Origin of the sequence: Bradyrhizobium sp. WSM471 (assembly GCF_000244915.1) — a bacterium.
Lineage (GTDB): Bacteria > Pseudomonadota > Alphaproteobacteria > Rhizobiales > Xanthobacteraceae > Bradyrhizobium.
On record NZ_CM001442.1, the window covers coordinates 4,686,778 to 4,707,532 of the forward strand.

Sequence of the window (20,755 nt, forward strand, 5' to 3'; positions counted from 1 at the left end):
GGTTAGCGCGACTATGCCCGATCTGTCCAGTGACGTATGATCTCTCCGTGTTTCAAGGGCCGGGTGAAGCAGTCTTCCCGGCTCATCAACAAGTTCATGCGGAGCTTCAGGTATCGTGGTCAGGGCCCTGGCACTTCTCCTCGCACAGCTCGTGACCGCGCCGATCGTGTCCGAGACGATCGAGACCGCCGAACACCGCCCCATCGACCTCGCGACATTCGAATGCCGCGACATCAGCCGCAGCACGGTGCTCCAACGGGTCTGCTACGACCGTGCGCAGCAGGGCCTCGTCGTAGCAGTGAACGGCGCTTACGATCGCTATTGCGGCGTGCCGGTCGACACCGTCGAGCGCCTGCTGGGCGCGCCGTCCATGGGACAGTTCTTCAACCAGAACATCAAGCGCGAGGTCAGCGGCGGACGCTACGCGTGTCCTGCGCGCGAGCGTATCCAGAGAAGTTGATCCCGCTCAGTCGGTCAGCATGGCGCCGACGTCGGCCTCCGCAACCACCTGGCCGTTGACCTTGGCGTCGCCGTGAAACCACCACATGGCCTTGCGGCGGCCGATTGAGCGCATGTGATATTCGATGGTATCGCCGGGCAGCACCGGCTTACGGAACTTGCACTTGTCGATGGTCAGGAAATACACCGCGCGCGGCTTCTCGGTGCCCTCGACCGACTTGATGCCGATCACACCCGCGGTCTGCGCCATCGCTTCGATCATCATGACGCCGGGATAGACCGGGCGATCGGGAAAGTGGCCCTGGAACGGCGGCTCGTTGAAGGTGACGTTCTTGATGCCGATGCCGCTGTAATCGGTGCGGATGTTGATCACGCGATCGATCAGCAGCATCGGAAAGCGGTGCGGGAGCGTTTGCAGGATCATGTTGATGTCCACAAGCTCGAACCTGACCGGTGCTTCGTCCGTCACTCCCGTTCCTCCTGCTTCGGATCGGCCTTGCTGTCGCGCGCCAGGCGCTCCACCGCCAAAATTTCCTTGAACCACTGCCTGGTCGGCTTGGCAAAAAAACCACCCCAGCGTCCGTTGGGAGGAACGTCGTCCTTGACGCCACTCATGGCAGTCACCTGAGCTCCATCCCCGATCTTGACGTGATTGTTGATGCCCACCTTCGCTCCCAGCGCCACGTTGTCGCCGAGGGTGAGGCTACCGGCAAGGCCGATCTGGGCGGCCAGCAGGCAGTGCCGGCCAATGGTCACATTGTGGCCGATCTGGACCTGATTGTCGATTTTGGTCCCCTCGCCGATCACCGTGTCGCGCAAGGAGCCCCGATCAATGGTGGTGCCGGCGCCGACCTCCACATTGTTCTGGATCAGCACGCGGCCGGTCTGGGGCACCTTCAGATGCCCCTCGGGGCCGAAGAAGATGAAGCCGTAGCCATCCTGGCCGATCGAGCAGCCGGGGTGGATCAGGACGTCGTTGCCGATCAGCGCGCACTGGATGGCGGTGCGTGCGCCGACATTGCAGTCCCGGCCGATCTTGACGCCGGGGCCGATCACGGCCCCCACACCGATCACCGTGCCGCTGCCGATCTCCACGTCAGGGCCGATCACGGCCAGGGGATCTACGATCACGCCGTCCTCGAGCCTGGCCGTGGGATCGATGATGGCCGACGGCGCGATGCCCTCATTGCCGGTCCAGGATTGCGGCCGGAGCGCGTCGCCATGCCACTCCCGCGCGATCCTGACGAACGCGCGGAACGGCTGTGGCGCCCGCAGCACGGCGACGTGCGCGGGCACCCGAGCCTCGAAGCGTGGGCTCACCAGGCAAGCACCGGCCTTGGTCGCCTTGAGCTCATCGGCATATTTGAGATTGTCGAAGAACGACAGGTGCATCGGGCCGGCTTCGCCGAGCGAAGCAAGGCCCCTGATGATTTGGCCGCCCCTGGCGGGATCGACCAACTCCGCCTTGGTCAGCGTGGCTATGTCAGCCAGCGCTGAGGCGGGCGGTTGTGTGAAGAAGGTCGGCTGCGCCATTCCACCCCGTCGCGGTCCGGCTTCGGCATGAAGCGGCCAAGCCGCATCATGCCTCATCTCCTGGATTGGCACGATCCCTTTCGGAAACCGGCTCCGGTGGTCCGGATCGTGCCGTGCTGTTCGAATTAGAACGAGGTGCCGCCGCCGAACCGGAACTCCTGGGTACGGTCGCTCTTGCCCTTGGTCAGCGGCACGGCGTAGTCGAAGCGCAGCGGACCGAACGGCGAGGCCCAGATCAAGCCGACACCGACCGACGAGCGGACGACATTGCCGTTGTCATACACCAAGCCGGTGCAGGTTCCGGCCGAGTTTGGATTGACGGTTGACGGCGTGCAGGTCGAATTCCTGGTCGTGGTCATTTCGTTGGTCACCGACCACGTCGTCGGGCCCTGATAGTCGAACAGTCCGCCGGCGTCGGCGTAGACGGCGCCCTTCAGACCGACTTCCTTCGGCAGGAACCAGAACGGCATCTGCAATTCGAGCGAAGCACCCCAATATTTGGTGCCGCCAAGCGCGTCCTGAGTACCGAAGGGATTCAGATCGCGCGGTCCGATGCCGTTCGGGGCAAAGCCGCGGACGAGGTTCGGGCCCATCTGGAAATGATCGAGCATGCGCAAATCGCTGCCCATCTTGTTCAGCATGCCGCCCTGGATGCGAGCGAGGCCGACGATATCGGACACCAGCGGAGTGTAATACTTCGCGTCGACCACAGTCTTCAGGTAGGAGACGTCGCCGCCGACGCCGGCGAAGTCCTGCCGGAAATCGACCAGCAGACCGTCGGTGGGGTTCTTGTTGTTGTCGAGCGTGTTGTAGGTCAGCGTGTAGCCGAGCGCCGAGGTCAGGGTCTTGCCGTTGGCAAGCTCCTTGCGCACCGGCAGCGAAGCTTCGCCGTCGCTGTAGCAGCCGAGGCCGTTGGTCGAGCTCAGGTCGATGCCGTTTGCATTGGCATAGGCCGGGCTCGGGTTGAACGCCGCGGAAGCGGGATTGTTGTTACAGTTCGACAGGTAGGACGGCAGCGTGATTTCCTGCCGATAGATCGAGTAGCGCACCTGCAGCGACAGATCTTCACGCAGGGAGAAACCGAGGCGTGGCGAGAAGCCGAGCGTCTTGGTGCCGTAGGAGATGTAACTGTTGGACTTCTGCTCACGCTGATAGAGGTCGAGACCCAGCGCGACACGGTAGTCGAGCAAATAGGGTTCGACGAACGACAGCGAATAGCCGCGGGCGTACTGACCATAGGTCACCGAGGCCTTGGCGAACAGGCCGCGGCCGAGCAAATTGCGTTCGGAGACCGAGACTTCGGCCAGCGCGCCGTCGGTGGTGGAGTAACCACCCGAAACCGAGAAATCGCCGGTCGATTTCTCTTCCATGTCCACGAGCAGGATCACGCGGTCGCTCGACGAGCCGGGCTCGGTCGTGATCTTCACGCTCTTGAAATAGTCGAGGTTCTTCAAGCGGCGCTCGGCACGGTCGACCAGCGCGCGATTGTAGGCATCGCCCTCGGAGACGTCGAACTCGCGACGAATCACGTAGTCGCGCGTGCGGGTGTTGCCGCGCAAGTTGATGCGCTCGATATAGGTGCGCGGACCCTCATCGATGTTGAACACGACCGATACGGTATGCGCCTCGAAGTTGCGGTCGCCGCCGGGACGGACTACGGCGAAGGCATAACCGCGCCGCGAGGCTTCGATCTGCATCTCCTCGACCGACTTCTCGACCGATTCGACGTTGTAGAGCGAGCCGACATTGACGCGCGAATAGTTGCGCATCGAGCTGGGATCGAAGTTCGGAATGCTGGAGCGGAAGTCGATTGAGCCGACCCGGTATTGCGAGCCTTCCTCGATCTTGAAGGTAACGTTGAAGCCCTTCTTCTCCGGATCGTATTCGGTGAGCGCGGCCACGACCTGGACGTCGGCGAAACCGTTCTTGAGATAGAAGCGGCGGATCAGGTCGCGGTCGGCCTCGACCCGATCGGGATCGTAGACGTCGCCGCTGCCGAGGAAGCTCAGCAGGTTCGTTTCGTGCGTCTTGATGACGTCGCGAAGGCGGTAGGACGAGAATGCGCTGTTGCCGACGAACTCGATCGACTTGACGCCGGTCTTGGCGCCCTCCTCGACCGTGAAGACGAGATCGACGCGGTTGTTCGGCTGCTCGATGACTTCAGGCGTGACGCGAACGTCGTAGCGGCCGGAACGGCGATAGATTTCAGCGATTCGCAGCGTGTCGGACTGCACCATGGCGCGGGAGAAGGTGCCGCGCGCCTTGGACTGGATTTCAAGGGTGAGCTGCTCGTCCTTGATCTTCTTGTTACCCTCGAAGGCAATGCGGCCGATCACCGGGTTTTCCACCACGGAGACGACGATCTGGCCACCGGCACCGCGGTTGATCCTGACGTCCTGGAACAGGCCGGTCTCGATCAACGCCTTGAGGCCGTCGGCGATGGCGCCTTGATCCAGACGACCGCCGGGACCCGGCTTGAAGTAGGAGCGGATCGTCTCCAACTCGACCCGGCGATTTCCCTCGACGGAAATCGACTGCACGGTCTGAGCAAGCGCAGACGAAGACACAAAGGCAGCCCCAACCGGGGCAAGCACCGGCGCGCCGAACATGATCAGGGTTGCGAGCAAGCCCCCCCGGAGTCGCAGTCCAAACTTCATTGCGCAACGCGCCCTTATCATTCCGTACCAGACCCAACCCCAACGCCGGTCTGGAGATTCCCCAAGTTCAAGCCGCTTGTAGACAATTTCACCGACGCCGCAAACGGTCGAGCGCGCCGTAATTTCATTTTCATTCCAAGACGTTGCCCAAGAGCAACGCCCGGGCAACGCCACAAAAAAGCCCCTATCAAGATGCGGCCATTCGCAGGATGTCGTTGTAGGTCGCAAACACCATCAACATCAGCACCAAGCCAAGCCCGATTCGGAACCCCATCTCCTGAGTCCGCTCGGATAGCGGCCGACCACGGGCAACCTCCGCCGCATAGAACATAAGGTGACCGCCATCGAGCAGCGGGATCGGGAACAGATTCAGCAGGCCGATCGACACCGAGAGCACCGCGCAGAGGTTGATCACGAACTGGAACCCGGCGCTGGCCGCCTGCCCCGACATCTTGGCAATGCCAAGCACGCCGCTGACCTCATTCGGATTGCCGTTCCCGACGAACAACGAGCCCAGGAACTTGAAGGTGCTGGTGATGATGAACCAGACCTGCTCCACCCCGATCTTGAGCGCTTCGCCGACGCCGACAGGCGACGTGGAGGTCTCCCCGGCCTGAGACTTGTGTTCGACGCCGAGCACGCCGAGACGGTGGCTGTTGCCGAAGGGATCCTTGCGCTCGAGCAGTGCCGGCGTCGCTGTCAGCGACACGATGGCACCGTCGCGCTTGACCTGGAAGGCAAGCGGCGAACCAGCATTCATCGCAACCATACGCTGCATGTCGGCAAAGCTTTCGATCGGCTTGCCGTCGATCTGGACGACGACGTCACCGATCTTGAAGCCGGCTGCCGCCGCAGCGCCGTCGGCGACGACACCGTCGACGCGCGCGATCGTGCTCGGCTTGCCGTAATACAGCGCCATGCCGGCGAAGATCAGCGCGCCCAGGATGAAATTGGCGATCGGTCCGGCGGCAACGATGGCGGCGCGCGGGCCGACCTTCTTGTGATGGAAGCTGCCGGCGCGCTCCTCGGCCGTCATGGCCGCGAGCTTCTCGGACGATGGTGTCGAAGCCTCGCTCTCGTCGCCGAAGAACTTGACATAGCCGCCGAGCGGGATCGCCGAGATCTTCCAGCGAGTGCCATGGCGGTCGTTGAAACCGACCAGCTCAGGTCCGAAACCGAGCGAAAAAGTTAATACGCGAACGCCCGCCCAGCGCGCGACCAGGAAATGGCCGAGCTCATGGAAGAACACGACGATGGTCAGGACGAACAGGAAGGGAACCGCGTAGCCGAGGAGCCCATGGCTCAACGTATTGAAACTATGGACGAAAAAGTCGATCATCGAATTCCCTCATCCAGCGCCGCAAGGCCCTGGCCCCGAACCATCTAGGATGCCTTTAAGGCAATTTGAGGCAATAGGGCGGCAGCCCTATTTCGCGCAACATGGTCAACAGCGATTGCATCGTCCGCCGACGTCAGCGGGGCCTGGTTCCCGCTGCGGATCCAGTCGTCCAGCGTCGCTTCCACCAGCCGTGCAATCGCGCCGAACCGGATCTTGCCGGCGATGAAGGCGGCGACCGCGACCTCGTTGGCGGCGTTGTAGACGGTGGTCGCCCCCTTCCCGGTCCGGAGCGAATCGAAGGCCAGGCGCAGCCCGGGGAAGCGCTCGAAATCCGGCGCCTCGAATGTCAGCTGGCCGATCTTGGCCAGATCGAGCTTGGCCGCCGGCCCCTTGATGCGGTCGGGCCAGCCGAGGCAATGCGCGATCGGCGTGCGCATGTCGGGTGCGCCGAGCTGAGCGACGACCGAGCGATCGGAGAACTCGACCATGCCGTGGATGATCGATTGCGGATGAACGAGGACGTCGATCTCGTCGGGCGAGAGCGCGAACAAATAGGAAGCCTCGATCACCTCGAGCCCCTTGTTCATCATCGAGGCGGAATCGATCGTGATCTTCTGGCCCATGCTCCAGTTCGGATGCTTCAGGGCTTGCTCGAGTGTCGCCTGCTCGATGTCGGCGGGCTTCCAGGTGCGGAACGGGCCGCCGGAGGCCGTGATGATGACACGGACGAGCTCGTCGCGGTTGCCCGAGGCGAGCGCCTGGAACAGCGCATTGTGCTCCGAATCCGCAGGCAGGATGCAGGCGCCGGCTTTCGCCGCGCGCTGCATGAAGAAATCGCCGGCGCAGACGAGACATTCCTTGTTGGCGAGCGCGACATGCGCGCCGCGATCGACCGCCGCCAGTGCCGGCTTCAGTCCGGCCGCGCCACTCACGGCGGCCATCACCCAATCGGCCGGACGCGCGCCGGCCTCGATCACCGCGCTTTCGCCGGCGCCGCATTCGGTGCCGGTGCCCGCGAGCGCAGCCTTGAGCTCGGCAAATTTTGAGGTGTCGGCGATCGCGACGAAGCGCGCTGAAAACTCCTTCGCGAGCTTTGCCAGCGCCTCGACATTGCTGTTCGCCGTCAGCGCCTCGACACGGTAGCGCTCGGGAGAGGCGCGCAGCAGATCCATCGTGCTGTCGCCGATTGAGCCGGTGGCGCCGAGAACCGTGACGCTGCGGATGGTCGACGCCGCAGCCTTGTTGTTACGCAATGGAACCGCGCTCATATATTCACCAAACCATAAGACCGCTTCCGGCGCTATGCACACCATGGCGGAGGAAGCCGATAATCCATGCCACCAGGATGGCGGCGACAAAACCGTCCAGACGGTCCAATAGCCCGCCGTGGCCGGGAATTAAGTGACTGGAATCCTTGACACCGAAGCGCCGCTTGACCGCGGATTCGAACAGATCGCCGCAGGCCGACACGACCGAGAGGACCGCGGCGACGAGCATCAATGGAGCCATCTTTCCGATCCCGCAAGCGGCAAAGCCGGCCGCGACCAAAAGGCTCGCGGCAAAGCCGCCGAGCGCCCCCGACCAGGTCTTCTTCGGGCTCACGCGTGGCCACAGTTTCGGTCCGCCGATGCCGCGGCCGGCGAAATAGCCGCCGATATCGGTCGCCCACACCACGAGCAGCACGAACATCAGCGCGGCGAAGCCGTTCACGAGATCCTTCCGCAGCAGGATCGAGGCGAGTAGCGCCGCCGACGCATAGGCGAATCCGGAGGCCGCCCAGACGAACTTGCCCCGCGCGATCACCGTCACGACCGCGCCGCCAATCACGCCGGTGATGATTGCGGTCTTCAGCGCGCCGAAGGCAACGCACAAGCCCATCGTGGCGATGACGATCGTCCCCGTCCCGGTCAGCGCGGTCGAGCCTGCGCCCACCACCATCAGCCATTCCGCGAACAGTCCGATCGACACCAGGGTGACGAGCAGCGCCCACAGCCAGCCGCCGGCATAAGCCAGCGCAATGGCGAGCGGCGCCAGCACCAGCGCCGCGAGGATTCGCATCACGAGATTGCTGGGGGCAGGCTGAGAACCGGCCGGTGCGGAGTCGGGCTCGCTCACGAGGCGGTTTTCGCGACCAGGCCGCCGAAACGGCGCTCGCGCCTGGCGAATTCGGCGATTGCGCCTTCCAGGGCCGCCTTGTCGAAATCGGGCCAGTGAATCGGCACGAAGACGAGCTCGCTATAGGCGGCCTGCCACATCAGGAAGTTGGACAGGCGCTGCTCGCCACTGGTGCGGATGATGAGATCGGGATCGGGAATGTCGGGCGCGTCGAGATGCGCCCCCAATGTCTCGGCATCGATCGTGTCAGGACTGCGCCGGCCCTCGGCGACTTCGCGCGCGAGCTTCTGCGCCGCCTTCGCGATCTCCTGCCGGGAGCCGTAATTGAAGGCGACGACGAGCGTGAGGCGCGTGTTATCGCGCGTCAGTTCCTCCGCCTCGTTGAGAAGTGCGCAGATGTCGCCCTCCAGCCCGTCCCGCTCGCCGATGATGCGTACCTTGACGCCGTCGCGATGCAGGCTCGCCAGATCGTTGCGGATGAAGCGGCGCAACAGGCCGAACAGATCGCCGATCTCGCTCGCCGGACGCGACCAGTTTTCCGAGCTGAAGGAGAAGATGGTGAGATAGCGGATGCCAAGTTCATGCGACGCGCGAACCACGCGGCGCAGGGCCTCCACGCCGCGGCGATGGCCTTCCGCCCGTGGCAAGCCGCGCGCGGCCGCCCAACGTCCGTTGCCATCCATGATGATGGCGACATGCGCAGGCGCATCGGACCGATCTGGTCCTTCCGTTGCGGGCGCGGCGGCGTTGGACATGAGGCTGCCTTAAAGCATGATCCGGACCCGAAGGGCCGCGTTAGCGCAAAGTGCGAAACGGTTTTCCGAAAAGATCATGCACGAACAATAACCTAAAGCGCGATCCACCGCGCTTTAGACGGTAAGGATTTCTTTTTCCTTGGCGGCCAGCAACTGGTCGATCTCGGAGATCGTGCCGTCGGTCGCCTTCTGCACCTCGTCGGCGTGGCGCTTCTGATCGTCCTCGGACATCTCGTGATTCTTCTCGAGCTTCTTGAGAACGTCGAGACCATCGCGGCGGACATGGCGCGCGGCGACCTTGGCGGCTTCCGCGTATTTGTGCGCGACCTTGACGAGCTCCTTGCGACGCTCCTCGTTGAGCTCGGGGATGCGCAGGCGCAGCACCTGGCCTTCGGTCGCCGGCGACAGGCCGAGATTGGAATCGACGATCGCCTTCTCCACCGCCTTGACCATCGACTTGTCCCAGACCTGCACCGAGATCAGGCGCGGCTCCGGCACGCTGACGGTGGCAAGCTGGTTCAGCGGCATGTGGCTGCCATAGGCGTCGACCTGCACCGGATCGAGCATCGAGGCGGAGGCGCGACCAGTGCGCAGGCCGCCAAGTTCGTGCTTGAGCGACTGGATCGCGCCCTGCATGCGGCGCTTGACTTCGTTGAGATCGAAATTATCCGTGGCCATCACGTTTCTCCTTCAAAATCCCGCCGACCTCTCCGCACCCCTTCTCTCAGGGTGCAACGACAAGCCGTCAGCCGGCGACAATGGTTCCGTGGCCGCCGCCACGCAGTACAGCGCCGATCGAACCCGGCTCCGCGATCGAGAACACGATGATAGGCAGCGACGTCTCGCGGGCAAGGGCGAAGGCGGTCGCATCCATCACCTTGTAGCCGCCCTCGATCGCCTGCGAATGCGTCAGCCGGTCGAATCGCGTGGCCGTCGGGTCCTTCTTCGGGTCGGCCGAGTAGACGCCGTCGACATTGGTCGCCTTCAGCACCGCCTGGGCGCCGATCTCGGCGGCGCGCAGCACTGCGGTCGTGTCGGTGGTGAAGAACGGATTACCGGTTCCGCCGCCGAGCAACACGATCCGGCCCTCGGCGAGGTATTTGTGCGCCGCGGTGCGGGTGAACAGCTCGGAAATCTCCGGCATGACGAAGGCCGACAGCGTGCGCGCAGGCGCGCCCTTGCGCTCGATCGTGGCTTCGAGCGCGAGGCAGTTCATCATCGTGGCGAGCATGCCCATGGTGTCGCCGGTCGGGCGCGACACACCGCGCGAGGAGACCTCGACGCCGCGAAAGAGGTTGCCGCCGCCAATCACGACGGCGACTTCGGTACCGAGATGGCGGGCTGCGATCAGATCGTCGGCGACCCGGTCGATGGTCGGTTGATCGATGCCAAAACCCTGCGGTCCCGCGAGATATTCGCCGGACAGCTTGATCACGACGCGACGATAGACCGGATCAGTCATGAGCACTTTCCTTGTCCGGCCGCCGCTTCCGGCGGCACGCCGGAAGGAACGTTCCGGCGCTTACTTCTTGCCGCTGGCCGCCGCGACCTCGGCCGCGAAGTCGCTTTCCTGCTTCTCGATTCCCTCACCGAGAGCATAGCGCACAAAGCCCGCGATCTTCACCGCGCCGCCGACCTTGCCTTCGGCTTCCTTCACCGCCTGCGCCACCGACTTGCCGGTGTCGTGGATGAAGGCCTGCTCCAGCAGGCAAACTTCCTTGTAATAGGTCTTCAGGCCGGACTCGACGATCTTCTCGATCACGTTCTCAGGCTTGCCCTGCTGGCGATATTTGTCGGCGAGCACGTCCTTCTCGCGCTTGACGACCGCCGGATCGAGACCGGACGGATCCAGCGCCAGGGGGTTGGCGGCCGCGACATGCATCGCGATCTGGCGACCAAGCGTTGCGAGCTCGTCGGCCTTGCCGGGCGATTCCAGTGCCACGATCACGCCCATCTTGCCGGCGCCCTCGACGACCGCGCCATGGACGTAGCTCGACACCACGCCCTGGCTGACCTCAAGCGAAGCGGCGCGGCGCAGCGTCATGTTCTCGCCGATGGTGGCGATCGCGTCATTGATCGCAGTTTCGATCGTGACGTCGCCGACCTTGGCGGCCTTGATCTTCTCGACATCGGCGCCGGCGTTGAATGCGACCTGCGCGATCATCTTGACGAGGCCCTGAAACTGGCCGTTGCGCGCGACGAAATCGGTCTCGGAATTGACCTCGACCACGACGCCCTTGTTGCCCTTGGTGAGCGCGCCGATCAGACCCTCGGCGGCGACGCGGCCCGACTTCTTGGCGGCCTTCGACAGGCCCTTCTTGCGCAGCCAATCCTGCGCCGCTTCCATGTTGCCGTCGTTTTCGGTCAGCGCGGCCTTGCAGTCCATCATGCCTGCGCCGGTCGACTCGCGCAGGTCCTTGACCATCGCAGCTGTGATCGTTGCCATCGTTCAAAATCCTTTTTGCCTGCCGGTTTACCGCGGCGCGGCCAGATCGCCTCGCCGCGGTCCATCTCAGGAATTCGCGTCAACTGAAATGGTGGCCGGAACTTGTCCGGCCAACCCATCGCTCTTTTTGACTATTCCGCTTCCGCGGTCAGCGCCTTGGCCTTGGCCACCCAGGCGTCCGCGCGGCTCGGCAGGCCGACTTCTTCGCCGATCTTGTGCGCGGTGTCGTGATCAAGCTCGGCCAGCTGCCAGAAGTGGAAGATGCCGAGGTCGTTGAACTTCTTCTCGATCGCGCCCGACACGCCCGGGAGCTTCTTGAGGTCGTCGGAGGTACCGCGCGGACCGGCGAGGCCCTGGAAGCCGCTCGTGGCGGCGGGCAGCTCTTCTGCGACCGGCCGAACCGAAGCGCCGACGTCGATTCCGGAATCGCCCTGGGCGCGCGAAATGCCGTCAATGGCTGCGCGCGCGATCAGATCGCAATAGAGCGCGATCGCGCGGCCGGCGTCGTCATTTCCCGGCACCACATAGGTGATGCCCTTCGGATCCGAATTGGTGTCGACGATCGCCGCGACCGGGATGTTGAGCCGCTGGGCTTCCTGGATCGCGATGTCTTCCTTGTTGGTGTCGATCACGAAGATCAGGTCGGGCAGACCGCCCATGTCCTTGATGCCGCCGAGCGAGCGGTCGAGCTTGTCGCGCTCGCGCTGAAGCGTCAGGCGCTCCTTCTTGGTGTAGGAGGAGGCATCGCCGCCGGCGAGCACGTCGTCGAGATGACGCAGGCGCTTGATCGAGCCCGAGATCGTCTTCCAGTTGGTCAGCGTGCCGCCGAGCCAGCGCGAATTGACGAAGTACTGAGCGCAGCGCTTGGCCGCGTCGGCAACGCCGTCCTGCGCCTGGCGCTTGGTGCCGACGAAGAGGATGCGGCCGCCCTTGGCGACGGTGTCGCTGACCGCCTGCAAGGCGTTGTGCAGCAACGGCACGGTCTGCGCGAGGTCGACGATGTGGATGTTGTTGCGGGCGCCGAAAATGAACGGCGCCATTTTCGGATTCCAGCGGTGAGACTGGTGACCAAAGTGCACGCCGGCTTCGAGGAGCTGACGCATAGTGAAATCGGGTAGTGCCATCGTTCTAGTTCTCCGGTTGGTTCCTCCGGAAGCGTGTGAGCAGGACAGAGCGTTGTCGCCCCGGCTGCCACCGGACGGCCTTGTGAGCCATGCTTCCGTGTGAGATGGCGCGGTGTATAGCGCGATTTCGACCAGAAGCAAGGAAATAAGGGCCTTTCGGGGCGGCTTTCGCCCGCGAGAGCCCCCCTTCCGTAAAGACCACGCTGCGGCCTAGCCCCTGCTTAGCATCTGGGCTGGTTCGGCGGGCACTTCTTTGCCGCCGGCGGCGGAGCCGGAGGACGCGGTGGGGGCGCTGCCGGGCGCGGCGGCGGCGGTGGCGCGACCGCCACCCGGGGCGGCGGAGGTGGCGCCGGCCGGGCGACCGGCGGCGGCGGCGCGGGTCGTGCCATTGGCGGCGGCGCCGGCCGAGCGACCGCCACGGGCGGAGCCACCCGTGCCGGTGGCGGCGGCGCAATACGCGGCGGAGGCGGAGGCGTCGGCCGGGCCACGGCCTGAGGCCGCGGTGGTGGTGCCGACGGCCGGGTAGCCTGGGCGGGAGCAGCGGTCGGCTGATGCTGCGGCCGGATCGGCTCCCGCGCGGCCGCAGGCGGCGGCGTGACCGGTCGTCCAACTGCGCCGGGAGGCGTGCGGGCAGCCGGCGGCGAACCAGCCGGCTCGCGGGTCGCGGACTTGCCATGGTCCCCGGGGCCGGTCCCGGGCGGAGCCTGTGCCACCGGCGGCTTCGGCGGTTGGCCGGGCACACCGGCCGGGTTTGTCGCCGTGGGCGCAGTCACCGGCGCCGTGGCGGTCGGCGCACCGGGATGGGCTGCCGGCGTGGTGCCGGGAGCAGCAGTTGTCGGCGCTCCCGCAGGCCTTCCCGCAGGCGTTCCCGAATGGGTCGGCGGCGGTGTGCCGGGTGCAGTGGCCGTCGGCAATCCGGGTTTGCCGCCCGGCAGTGGCCCCGCTCCCGCTGGCGGTACGGGCGGACCGCCATGGGTGCCGGGAACCGGGAGCGTATTGGCTTGGGGCAGCTTGGCCGGTGGCGTCGCAGGTGGAGTGGCAGGGGGTGTAGCAAGTGGTGGAGCAGGTGGCGTCCCGGTTGGGACGACCTTGGCCGGCGTCGCCGGAGGCATTCCTGGCCTCGTCGTCGGCTGCATCGTCGCGCTCGGCGGCATCGGCGCCTTGCCCTGCTGAATCAGGGCGGCGCGCTGCACGGCCGCCTGCGGCATGGCTGGACCAGCCGGATTGGTGCGCCCGGGAATGGCCGGCGTGAGATTGCCCGGTCCGGCACCCGCACCCGCCGGCGGTGCCGGCGGCTGGTTGATCACCGTGTTGATGACCGTCCTATTATGGATGTTCTGATAGATGATGTTGTTGGGCGGCGGTGCGACATAGACCGGCGGCCTGACGAACACAGGAATCGGCACGAACATCGGCTGGGGCAGCACGAACAGGCCGATCACCGGCATCGGCGGCGACAGCACGACGAAATCCGGTGGCGGCGGCGGCAGATAATAGACCGGCGGCGGCGGTGGCGGCGCGAAGCCAAAATCCGGATCGCTGAAATACAGCACGGGACGGTCGACATAGACCACCTCCTCCGGCGGCGGTGGCAGCACGTCGTAGTCGATCATCGCGAAGCTCGGCGGGGGCTCGGCCGGCGCGGTGAGAATCGCGAGGCGCCGGCGCGCATCAGCCGCATGCGGACCGCGCGGATAGCGACGCAGATACGACCAATAGGCTTCCGGCGTGTCGGTACGATAGGTCCGCCGCCAGGTGATGGCCTCGCGGCGCGCCGCGACGATCACCATCACGCGCTTCGACAGCGGGTCGCCGGGATAGGCGGTGAGAAACTCTTCGTAGGCAGGTAGCGTGTCGCGCGTGAGCGCGGCGGCATAGGCATCCTGCACGCCGAGATCGCGGATCGGCTTGTTGCGGATCGCGGCGACCTGGTCGGGCGTGGCCTGCGGCGGCGGCGCGTCGGGCCCACGCTCGAAGAACGAGAATTGCGCCGATATCTTCTGCTCGTTCCAGGGCACCTGCGCGCCCTTGCTGGCCTCGTTGACGCGCAGGCGAACGCGGTCGAACACTTCAGGCAGCGGCAGGCCGCCGGTGCGGATCATCTCCGCCAGCGACTGCGCATAGATGCCGTAAGGTCCGGGCTCCTCGGGCGCCACCGTGCCGGGCGCGGCGTTGAACGCGATCAGCATGTTGGCCTCGGGCTCGACCAGCGCAAGTCCGCTCGCGATCTGCTGGCCGCCCTCAACGAAGGGCTGCGCGCGCGCGGCGTCGAGCACGACGATGTTGGCCTTCAGCGGAACGGAGGCCAACTGGCGGAGATAGTCGCCGATGCGCAGGCCTTCGGTCGGAATGTCGGTGTCGCGGGTGATGTTGGAATCGACCGGGATGAAGTAGTTCTCACCGGCGAGCTGCACACCATAGCCGGCGAGATAGACCATCGCGACGGTGCCCGGGCCTGAGGCCTGCGCCTTCTGGATGAAATCGCGAAAGCTCTTGCGCAGCGTGTCGCCGTCGAGATCGCGGGCGCCGACGACGTCGAAGCCCGCCGCCTGCAGCGTCTGCGCGATCAGGCCGGCATCGTTTGCCGTCGTCGCCAGCGGCGACTTGGCATAGGCGCCGTTGCCGACCACGAGCGCGATACGCTTTTCCTGCTGCTGCGCACGCGCCGCATCCGGCGCGCCCGCGGCAAGGACCGCGATCGGCAGGAGAAGGCAAATGAAGGCTCTGAGCGTCCCACGCATGGCTTGCTTGCCCGTTCTGTTGTTGAGGTGCCGCGACGCATCAGACGCGCGGCCAGCTGAATGGCACTTGAACGAAAGACTTCCAAATAGCGAAGGCTTGGATTGAGGCGGTGGGATGGCCACCCCGCTCCGCCGTCAGCTCCGCGTAAGCGACGCGGCGACGCACCGGTTCAGCCCTGCGCGATCACATCCACCGTTCCTGTCGTGAGCCGATAGATGCCGCCGACGACCTTCAGCTTGCCCTGCTCCACGGCCGCATTGAGGATCGGCGTTGCCGACTTCAGCTTCGCGACGTTGTCGATGACGTTCTGCCGGATCGCCTTGTCGAGAACGTCCCCACCCTGCTGCATCGCAGTCTTGGCGGCCGGCGTGATCGCATCGACCAGCGAGGGAATATGGCCCGGCGGCGGCTTGTTGTCCTTGATCGCCTTCAGCGTCGCATCGACCGCGCCGCAAGCGTCATGGCCGAGCACGAGGATCAGCGGCGTATTCAGCACGGCCACCGCGTATTCCATGCTGGCAATGGTTTCGGTGCCGGCGAAATTTCCTGCGACGCGGCAAACGAACAGATCGCCTCGGCCGGTGTCGAAGGCATATTCCGGCGCGATGCGCGAATCGGCACAGCTCAGCACGGCCGCGAACGGATTCTGTCCGCCGACCAGCGCCTCGCGCTCGTGCTTGAAATCGTGCCGCCGCGACACGCCGTCGACATAGCGCGCATTGCCTTCCGTCAGGCGCTTCAATGATGCGTCGGGCGACAGCACGTTCTGCGGCTTGGGCGGCGCCTTGGTCTCTTTGGCGAACGCTCTGCCGGTCAGGGCGAGGCCGAGCGCGGAGGCGCCCAACAACATCGCGGATCGTCGCGACGGCGCGATCATCTCATGTGGGGATTCATTGCACTTGTCGCACATGTCACGTTCCCTCCCGGCGCGATGGACGAACGGCCTCACTGCGATCATAGCCGCAACAATGTGACGACACCACAAATGACGGTGCGGGCGGGGCCGAATTCGCGCGGGGGCTATTGCGCCAACCGAAGCTCTGCGATCGTCGTCCGGGCGGCCGGTTCATCCAAGGGCAGGAAATCCAGCGGCCCCTGATTTTTATAGCCGGACGTCATCGCAAGCGTGAGACCCCAGCCCAGAACCCCAGTGCTCGCGTTCGCGATCATGGCGCTCTTGCGCTCACTGAACCGCGCCACGAAGAACAGGGTCTGGCCGGACTGAGCCGAAAAGTCCACGCGCGTGACGCCGAGCGCCGCTTCCTCTGCTACGAACTGGTGCTGGCCTGCCGGGCGATCGACATAGACGTAGGTCCCGGTCTTCAGGCCCTTGATCGGCGTACCGTCGAGGGAAAATTCCCAGTCCGGATCGCCGATGCCGCCGAAGCCTTTCTCGCGAAACACGACGACGCGGGCCTGCCCGGCTTTCGGCGGACCCAGCTTTCGTACCGTCTCCGAATATCCGAGCCCGCTCCTCGCCGTCTCACAGCCGCACAGCAGTGCTGCAGCCACGAGCAATACCAGCCCACGCAATAGCATCACGCCCCCAGATTTTCCCCGAGTGCATGCTAATCAAAATCAGCGACAGGTTGCAACAGGGCCGCAGCATCACCCCGCGCAAAACATGCAGCCGCCTGCAACACGGTGCGTGTTGCTAGAGCTGCTGCACGTCTACCACGCCGGCGACCGCCTTGATGGCGCCGGCGATCTGCGGCGAGACCTTGAAGCGGCCGGGCAGCTTCATCTCGACCTCGGTCTCGAGGTCGAGCATCATGACCAGCGAGACCTCGCCGTCGCCGTTGGAGCGGGGCGCGATGCCCGGACTGCCGACCTTCGGCGCGGCGCCGTTCGAAGCGGCCATGTCGGGACCGGCGAGACGCTTGGCGATCGATTCCAGCGGCTTGGTATCGCGCACGAAGATGCGCAGGCCCTTCTGCGTCTTGGCCGCGGCCTCGTCCAGCGGTTCGGCGTGGAGCACGCGCGCGCGGACGTCCTCGCCCTGGAGCTCGGCGCCGAGCTGGAGCAGCACCGCGGCGCCCGGCTCCAGCACGTCGCGATATTGCGCGAGGCCTTCGGAGAACAGCACCGCCTCGAAGTGACCCGTGGGATCAGAGAGCCCCATGATGCCCATCTTGTTGCCGGTCTTGGTCCGCCGCTCCATGCGCGACACCACGGTGGCGGCGACCTTGCCGGCGGTGGCGCCGGTTTTCACCGCGCGCGAGAACTCGGCCCAGGACTGCACGCGCAGCCGCTTCAGCACGGTGGCGTAATCGTCGAGCGGATGTCCCGACAGGAAGAAGCCGATCGCGTCATATTCACGGCGCAGCCGCTCCGCCGGCAGCCAGGGCTCGATCTGCGGCAACATGATGGTCGGCGCGTCGGCCGAGCTGCCGAACATGTCGTTCTGGCCGATGGTCGCAGCTTCGTTCGCCCGCTGGCATGCGGCGAGAATCGAGTCGGCGCCGGCGAAGACCCGTGCCCTGTTCGGCTCCAGCGTGTCGAACGCGCCCGCGGCGGCGAGGCTTTCGATGATGCGCTTGTTGATCGCGCGCGGCGACACCCGCGCGGCAAAGTCGGCGAGCGAGGTGAACAAGCCGTTCTTGGTCCGCTCCGCGATGATCTGCTCGACGGCCGCGATGCCGACGCCCTTCAGCGCCGCGAGCGCGTAGTAGATGGTCTTGTCGCCGACCTCGAAAGTCGCGCCGGAACGGTTGACGTTGGGCGGCTCGACCTTGATGCCGAGGCGCTGCGCCTCGGCGCGAAATTCGGACAGCTTGTCGGTATTGTTGAGGTCGAGCGTCATCGACGCCGCGATGAACTCCACCGGGTAATGCGCCTTCATGTAGGCGGTGTGGTAGGACACCAAGGCATAGGCCGCCGCGTGGCTCTTGTTGAAGCCGTAGTCGGCGAATTTCGCCAGCAGCTCGAAGATCGTATCGGCCTGCCCCTTCGGGACGCCGTTCTTCACGGCGCCGGCGACGAAGATCTCGCGCTGCTTCTCCATCTCGGCGCGGATCTTCTTGCCCATGGCGCGGCGCAGCAGGTCGGCGTCGCCGAGCGAATAGCCCGACATCACCTGCGCGATCTGCATCACCTGTTCCTGGTAGATGATGACGCCGAAGGTCTCCTTGAGAATCGGCTCCAGTACGGGGTGGAGATATTCCGGCTCCTCGTCGCCGTGCTTGCGCGCGCAATAGGTCGGGATGTTCGCCATCGGGCCCGGTCGATAGAGCGCGACCAGCGCAATGATGTCCTCGAAACGGTCGGGGCGCATGTCGACCAGCGCGCGCCGCATGCCCTGGCTTTCAACCTGGAACACGCCGACCACCTCGCCGCGCGCCAGCATCTGGTAGCTTTCGGCATCGTCGATCGGCAGCGTGGCGAGATCGACATGGATGTCGCGCGGCTTGAGCAGTTTGCACGCGACGTCGAGCACGGTCAGCGTCTTCAGGCCGAGGAAGTCGAACTTCACGAGGCCAGCCGGCTCGACCCATTTCATGTTGAACTGGGTCACCGGCATGTCGGATTTGGGGTCGCGATACATCGGCACGAGTTCGCTCAGCGGCCGATCGCCGATCACGATGCCGGCCGCGTGCGTCGAGGCGTGACGGGTCAGGCCTTCGAGGCGCTGGGCGATGTCGAAGGCGCGCGCCACCACCGGGTCCTCGTCGCGGAACGCCTGGAGCTTCGGCTCGCTCTCGATCGCGGCCGCAAGCGTCACCGGCGCGGCCGGATTCTGCGGCACGAGTTTTGTGAGCTTGTCGACCTGGCCATAGGGCATCTGCAGCACGCGGCCGACGTCGCGGAGCACGCCGCGGGCCTGTAGCGTACCGAACGTGATGATCTGCGCGACCTGATCGCGACCGTAGCGCTCCTGGACGTACTTGATCACCTCGCCGCGGCGGTCCTGGCAGAAGTCGATGTCGAAATCCGGCATCGAGACGCGTTCCGGATTGAGGAAGCGCTCGAACAGCAGGCCGAACTTGATCGGGTCGAGGTCGGTGATGGTGAGCGCCCACGCAACCAGCGAGCCTGCGCCGGAGCCGCGGCCCGGCCCGACCGGAATGCCCTGGCCCTTCGCCCATTTGATGAAGTCGGAGACGATCAGAAAGTAGCCCGCGTATTTCATGCGCATGATGACGTCGAGCTCGAACGCAAGCCGCGCGCTGTAATCTTCTTCAGTCGTGCCTTGCGACAGTCCGTGCACGCGTAGGCGGTTGGCGAGCCCCTCCTCCGCCTGCCGCTTCAATTCGGCCGCCTCGACCGCGGCGGCGTCGGAGCTTGCGGCAGCGCCGACCGTGAAGAACGGCAGGATCGGCTTGCGCGTCATCGGCCGGAACGAGCAGCGCTCGGCGATCTCGACCGTCGAGACCAGCGCCTCCGGAATGTCGGCGAACAGCACTGCCATCTCGGCGCGGGTCTTGAAGCGGTGATCGGGCGTGAGCTGCTCGCGCTCGGTCTCCGCGATCAGCCGCCCGCCGGCGATGCAGAGCAGCGCATCATGGGCTTCGTAATCGTCGGTCGCGGCGAAATACGGCTCGTTGGTCGCAACCAGCGGCAGGCCCTTGGTGTAGGCGATGTCGATCAGGTGGCTTTCGACCCGCCGCTCCTTGTCGGTGTTGTGGCGTTGCAATTCGATGTAGAGGCGGTCCCCGAACAGGTTGGCGAGACGCTCGCAGCGCGCCGCCGCGAGCTCGGTATAGCCGCCGGCAAGCGCCAGCGAGATCGGCCCGTCCGGACCGCCCGTCAGCGCGATCAGGCCTTCGGTCTCGCCTTCGAGCCAGTCGAACTTGATGTGGGGAGCATGAGTGTCGGGCGTCTCCAGGAACGCGCGCGAGTTCAGCCGCATCAGGCTGCGGTAGCCACGCTCCTGCGCGGCCAGCAGCACCACGCGCGAGGGCAGCAGCACGTTGCGCGCATTGGGATCCTGGTCGCCGAACTCGATCGCGATCTCGCAGCCCACGATCGGCTGGATGCCGGAGCCCGCCATCTTGTCGGAGAACTCCAGCGCGCCGAACATGTTGTCGGTGTCGGTCAGCGCCAGCGCCGGCTGATGGTCTTTCTTGGCTAGCTCGGCGAGCTTGGCGATCTTGATCGAGCCCTTGAGCAGCGAATAGGCCGAGTGAACGTGAAGGTGGACAAATCCGGCGCTCGGCATGGTCGCGTGACGGCCTCTTGCAGATGAGATGGAGCGGACACCGGCACCGGAGGCATCCTGCACTCGCCTGGCCGACTCGCCTCACGATGGTGGGGCGTCATGGTGCCAGAGTCCACGCCGGAACGGCCGATCGGCCGCGTCGTCCTGCTTTTCCCCAACCTGTCCCGCCCCTAGAGCTGCGGGAGCACCTGGGCCCAGATCGCGATCATCCCGACAAACAGCGCGATCGACGCCAACGCGGCGGCTTCTTCGACGAAAATCCTGAACATGGCTTGCTCCATGGCGAGAACGTATGAAGAACATTGTTCTCATTTCGTTCTCAGGAGTCAAGCCGTCTCGGCCATCTCGCAGCGGAATGGTTAACCCGCTGAACTTGAACAACAAAAAGCCCCGGCCGATGGCCGGGGCTTTCGCCGACCGCTCGAAG

16 protein-coding genes are annotated in these 20,755 nt (G+C 65.2%); 1 reads left to right on the plus strand and 15 read right to left on the minus strand.

Features of this window, described 5'->3' with window-relative positions; translation table 11 throughout:
- Positions 1-115 precede the first annotated feature (115 nt).
- Entirely contained in the window at positions 116-460 is a 345-nt protein-coding gene (locus BRA471DRAFT_RS20885) for a KTSC domain-containing protein (RefSeq protein ID WP_007610867.1), read from the plus strand.
- 6 nt (positions 461-466) lie between these two features.
- Here the strand turns inward: BRA471DRAFT_RS20885 and fabZ are convergent, their stop codons facing one another.
- The 15 genes from fabZ to dnaE all read right to left on the minus strand — a co-directional run bounded on the left by fabZ (position 467) and on the right by dnaE (position 20,328).
- A complete protein-coding gene (gene fabZ, locus BRA471DRAFT_RS20890; RefSeq protein ID WP_050992707.1) occupies positions 467-883 on the minus strand; it encodes a 3-hydroxyacyl-ACP dehydratase FabZ in 417 nt (138 codons plus the stop codon).
- Between the two features lie 41 nt (positions 884-924).
- Positions 925-1,992, minus strand: a complete 1,068-nt coding sequence (lpxD, locus tag BRA471DRAFT_RS20895) for a UDP-3-O-(3-hydroxymyristoyl)glucosamine N-acyltransferase (protein WP_007610870.1) — start codon at positions 1,990-1,992, stop codon at positions 925-927.
- A 125-nt stretch (positions 1,993-2,117) separates the two neighbouring features.
- Positions 2,118-4,649, minus strand: a complete 2,532-nt coding sequence (gene bamA, locus BRA471DRAFT_RS20900; protein WP_007610872.1) for an outer membrane protein assembly factor BamA — start codon at positions 4,647-4,649, stop codon at positions 2,118-2,120.
- Positions 4,650-4,836: 187 nt separating this feature from the next.
- Positions 4,837-5,988 carry an RIP metalloprotease RseP gene (gene rseP, locus BRA471DRAFT_RS20905; protein WP_007610877.1) on the minus strand — a complete coding sequence of 384 codons (1,152 nt, stop codon included), beginning with the start codon at positions 5,986-5,988 and terminating at the stop codon, positions 4,837-4,839.
- A gap of 44 nt (positions 5,989-6,032) precedes the next feature.
- Positions 6,033-7,256, minus strand: coding sequence for a 1-deoxy-D-xylulose-5-phosphate reductoisomerase (gene dxr, locus BRA471DRAFT_RS20910; RefSeq protein ID WP_007610879.1), 1,224 nt, complete (start codon positions 7,254-7,256; stop codon positions 6,033-6,035).
- A 4-nt stretch (positions 7,257-7,260) separates the two neighbouring features.
- Positions 7,261-8,103, minus strand: a complete 843-nt coding sequence (locus tag BRA471DRAFT_RS20915; RefSeq protein ID WP_007610885.1) for a phosphatidate cytidylyltransferase — start codon at positions 8,101-8,103, stop codon at positions 7,261-7,263.
- Entirely contained in the window at positions 8,100-8,858 is a 759-nt protein-coding gene (locus tag BRA471DRAFT_RS20920) for an isoprenyl transferase (protein WP_007610887.1), read from the minus strand. Before BRA471DRAFT_RS20920 ends, BRA471DRAFT_RS20915 begins: the two co-directional genes overlap by 4 nt.
- A gap of 114 nt (positions 8,859-8,972) precedes the next feature.
- The gene (gene frr, locus BRA471DRAFT_RS20925) at positions 8,973-9,536 is read right to left on the minus strand and encodes a ribosome recycling factor (RefSeq protein ID WP_007603628.1); all 564 of its coding nucleotides are present in this window, start codon (positions 9,534-9,536) and stop codon (positions 8,973-8,975) included.
- Between the two features lie 67 nt (positions 9,537-9,603).
- Complete coding sequence (gene pyrH / locus BRA471DRAFT_RS20930; RefSeq protein ID WP_007610890.1) at positions 9,604-10,320, minus strand: UMP kinase; 717 nt, start codon at positions 10,318-10,320, stop codon at positions 9,604-9,606.
- A gap of 60 nt (positions 10,321-10,380) precedes the next feature.
- Positions 10,381-11,304, minus strand: coding sequence for a translation elongation factor Ts (gene tsf / locus BRA471DRAFT_RS20935; RefSeq protein ID WP_007610892.1), 924 nt, complete (start codon positions 11,302-11,304; stop codon positions 10,381-10,383).
- Between the two features lie 131 nt (positions 11,305-11,435).
- Positions 11,436-12,428, minus strand: coding sequence for a 30S ribosomal protein S2 (locus tag BRA471DRAFT_RS20940; RefSeq protein WP_007610895.1), 993 nt, complete (start codon positions 12,426-12,428; stop codon positions 11,436-11,438).
- Positions 12,429-12,649: 221 nt separating this feature from the next.
- Positions 12,650-15,169 (minus strand): caspase domain-containing protein, encoded by a 2,520-nt coding sequence (locus tag BRA471DRAFT_RS20945; protein WP_007610898.1) that lies wholly within the window; start codon positions 15,167-15,169, stop codon positions 12,650-12,652.
- 170 nt (positions 15,170-15,339) lie between these two features.
- Positions 15,340-16,080, minus strand: coding sequence for a carbonic anhydrase (locus tag BRA471DRAFT_RS20950; protein WP_007610900.1), 741 nt, complete (start codon positions 16,078-16,080; stop codon positions 15,340-15,342).
- A 110-nt stretch (positions 16,081-16,190) separates the two neighbouring features.
- A complete protein-coding gene (locus tag BRA471DRAFT_RS20955) occupies positions 16,191-16,682 on the minus strand; it encodes a DUF2846 domain-containing protein (protein ID WP_231170947.1) in 492 nt (163 codons plus the stop codon).
- 142 nt (positions 16,683-16,824) lie between these two features.
- Positions 16,825-20,328, minus strand: a complete 3,504-nt coding sequence (gene dnaE / locus BRA471DRAFT_RS20960; protein WP_007610902.1) for a DNA polymerase III subunit alpha — start codon at positions 20,326-20,328, stop codon at positions 16,825-16,827.
- Positions 20,329-20,755: the final 427 nt, after the last annotated feature.

Excerpts from the sequence above, each read along its gene's own strand:
- fabZ (WP_050992707.1), bottom strand. The coding sequence starts at position 883 with ATGATCCTGCAAACGCTCCCGCACCGCTTTCCGATGCTGCTGATCGAT.
- lpxD (WP_007610870.1), bottom strand. The coding sequence starts at position 1,992 with ATGGCGCAGCCGACCTTCTTCACACAACCGCCCGCCTCAGCGCTGGCT.
- bamA (WP_007610872.1), bottom strand. The coding sequence starts at position 4,649 with ATGAAGTTTGGACTGCGACTCCGGGGGGGCTTGCTCGCAACCCTGATC.
- rseP (WP_007610877.1), bottom strand. The coding sequence starts at position 5,988 with ATGATCGACTTTTTCGTCCATAGTTTCAATACGTTGAGCCATGGGCTC.
- dxr (WP_007610879.1), bottom strand. The coding sequence starts at position 7,256 with ATGAGCGCGGTTCCATTGCGTAACAACAAGGCTGCGGCGTCGACCATC.
- BRA471DRAFT_RS20920 (WP_007610887.1), bottom strand. The coding sequence starts at position 8,858 with ATGTCCAACGCCGCCGCGCCCGCAACGGAAGGACCAGATCGGTCCGAT.
- frr (WP_007603628.1), bottom strand. The coding sequence starts at position 9,536 with ATGGCCACGGATAATTTCGATCTCAACGAAGTCAAGCGCCGCATGCAG.
- pyrH (WP_007610890.1), bottom strand. The coding sequence starts at position 10,320 with ATGACTGATCCGGTCTATCGTCGCGTCGTGATCAAGCTGTCCGGCGAA.
- tsf (WP_007610892.1), bottom strand. The coding sequence starts at position 11,304 with ATGGCAACGATCACAGCTGCGATGGTCAAGGACCTGCGCGAGTCGACC.
- BRA471DRAFT_RS20940 (WP_007610895.1), bottom strand. The coding sequence starts at position 12,428 with ATGGCACTACCCGATTTCACTATGCGTCAGCTCCTCGAAGCCGGCGTG.
- BRA471DRAFT_RS20945 (WP_007610898.1), bottom strand. The coding sequence starts at position 15,169 with ATGCGTGGGACGCTCAGAGCCTTCATTTGCCTTCTCCTGCCGATCGCG.
- BRA471DRAFT_RS20950 (WP_007610900.1), bottom strand. The coding sequence starts at position 16,080 with ATGTGCGACAAGTGCAATGAATCCCCACATGAGATGATCGCGCCGTCG.
- dnaE (WP_007610902.1), bottom strand. The coding sequence starts at position 20,328 with ATGCCGAGCGCCGGATTTGTCCACCTTCACGTTCACTCGGCCTATTCG.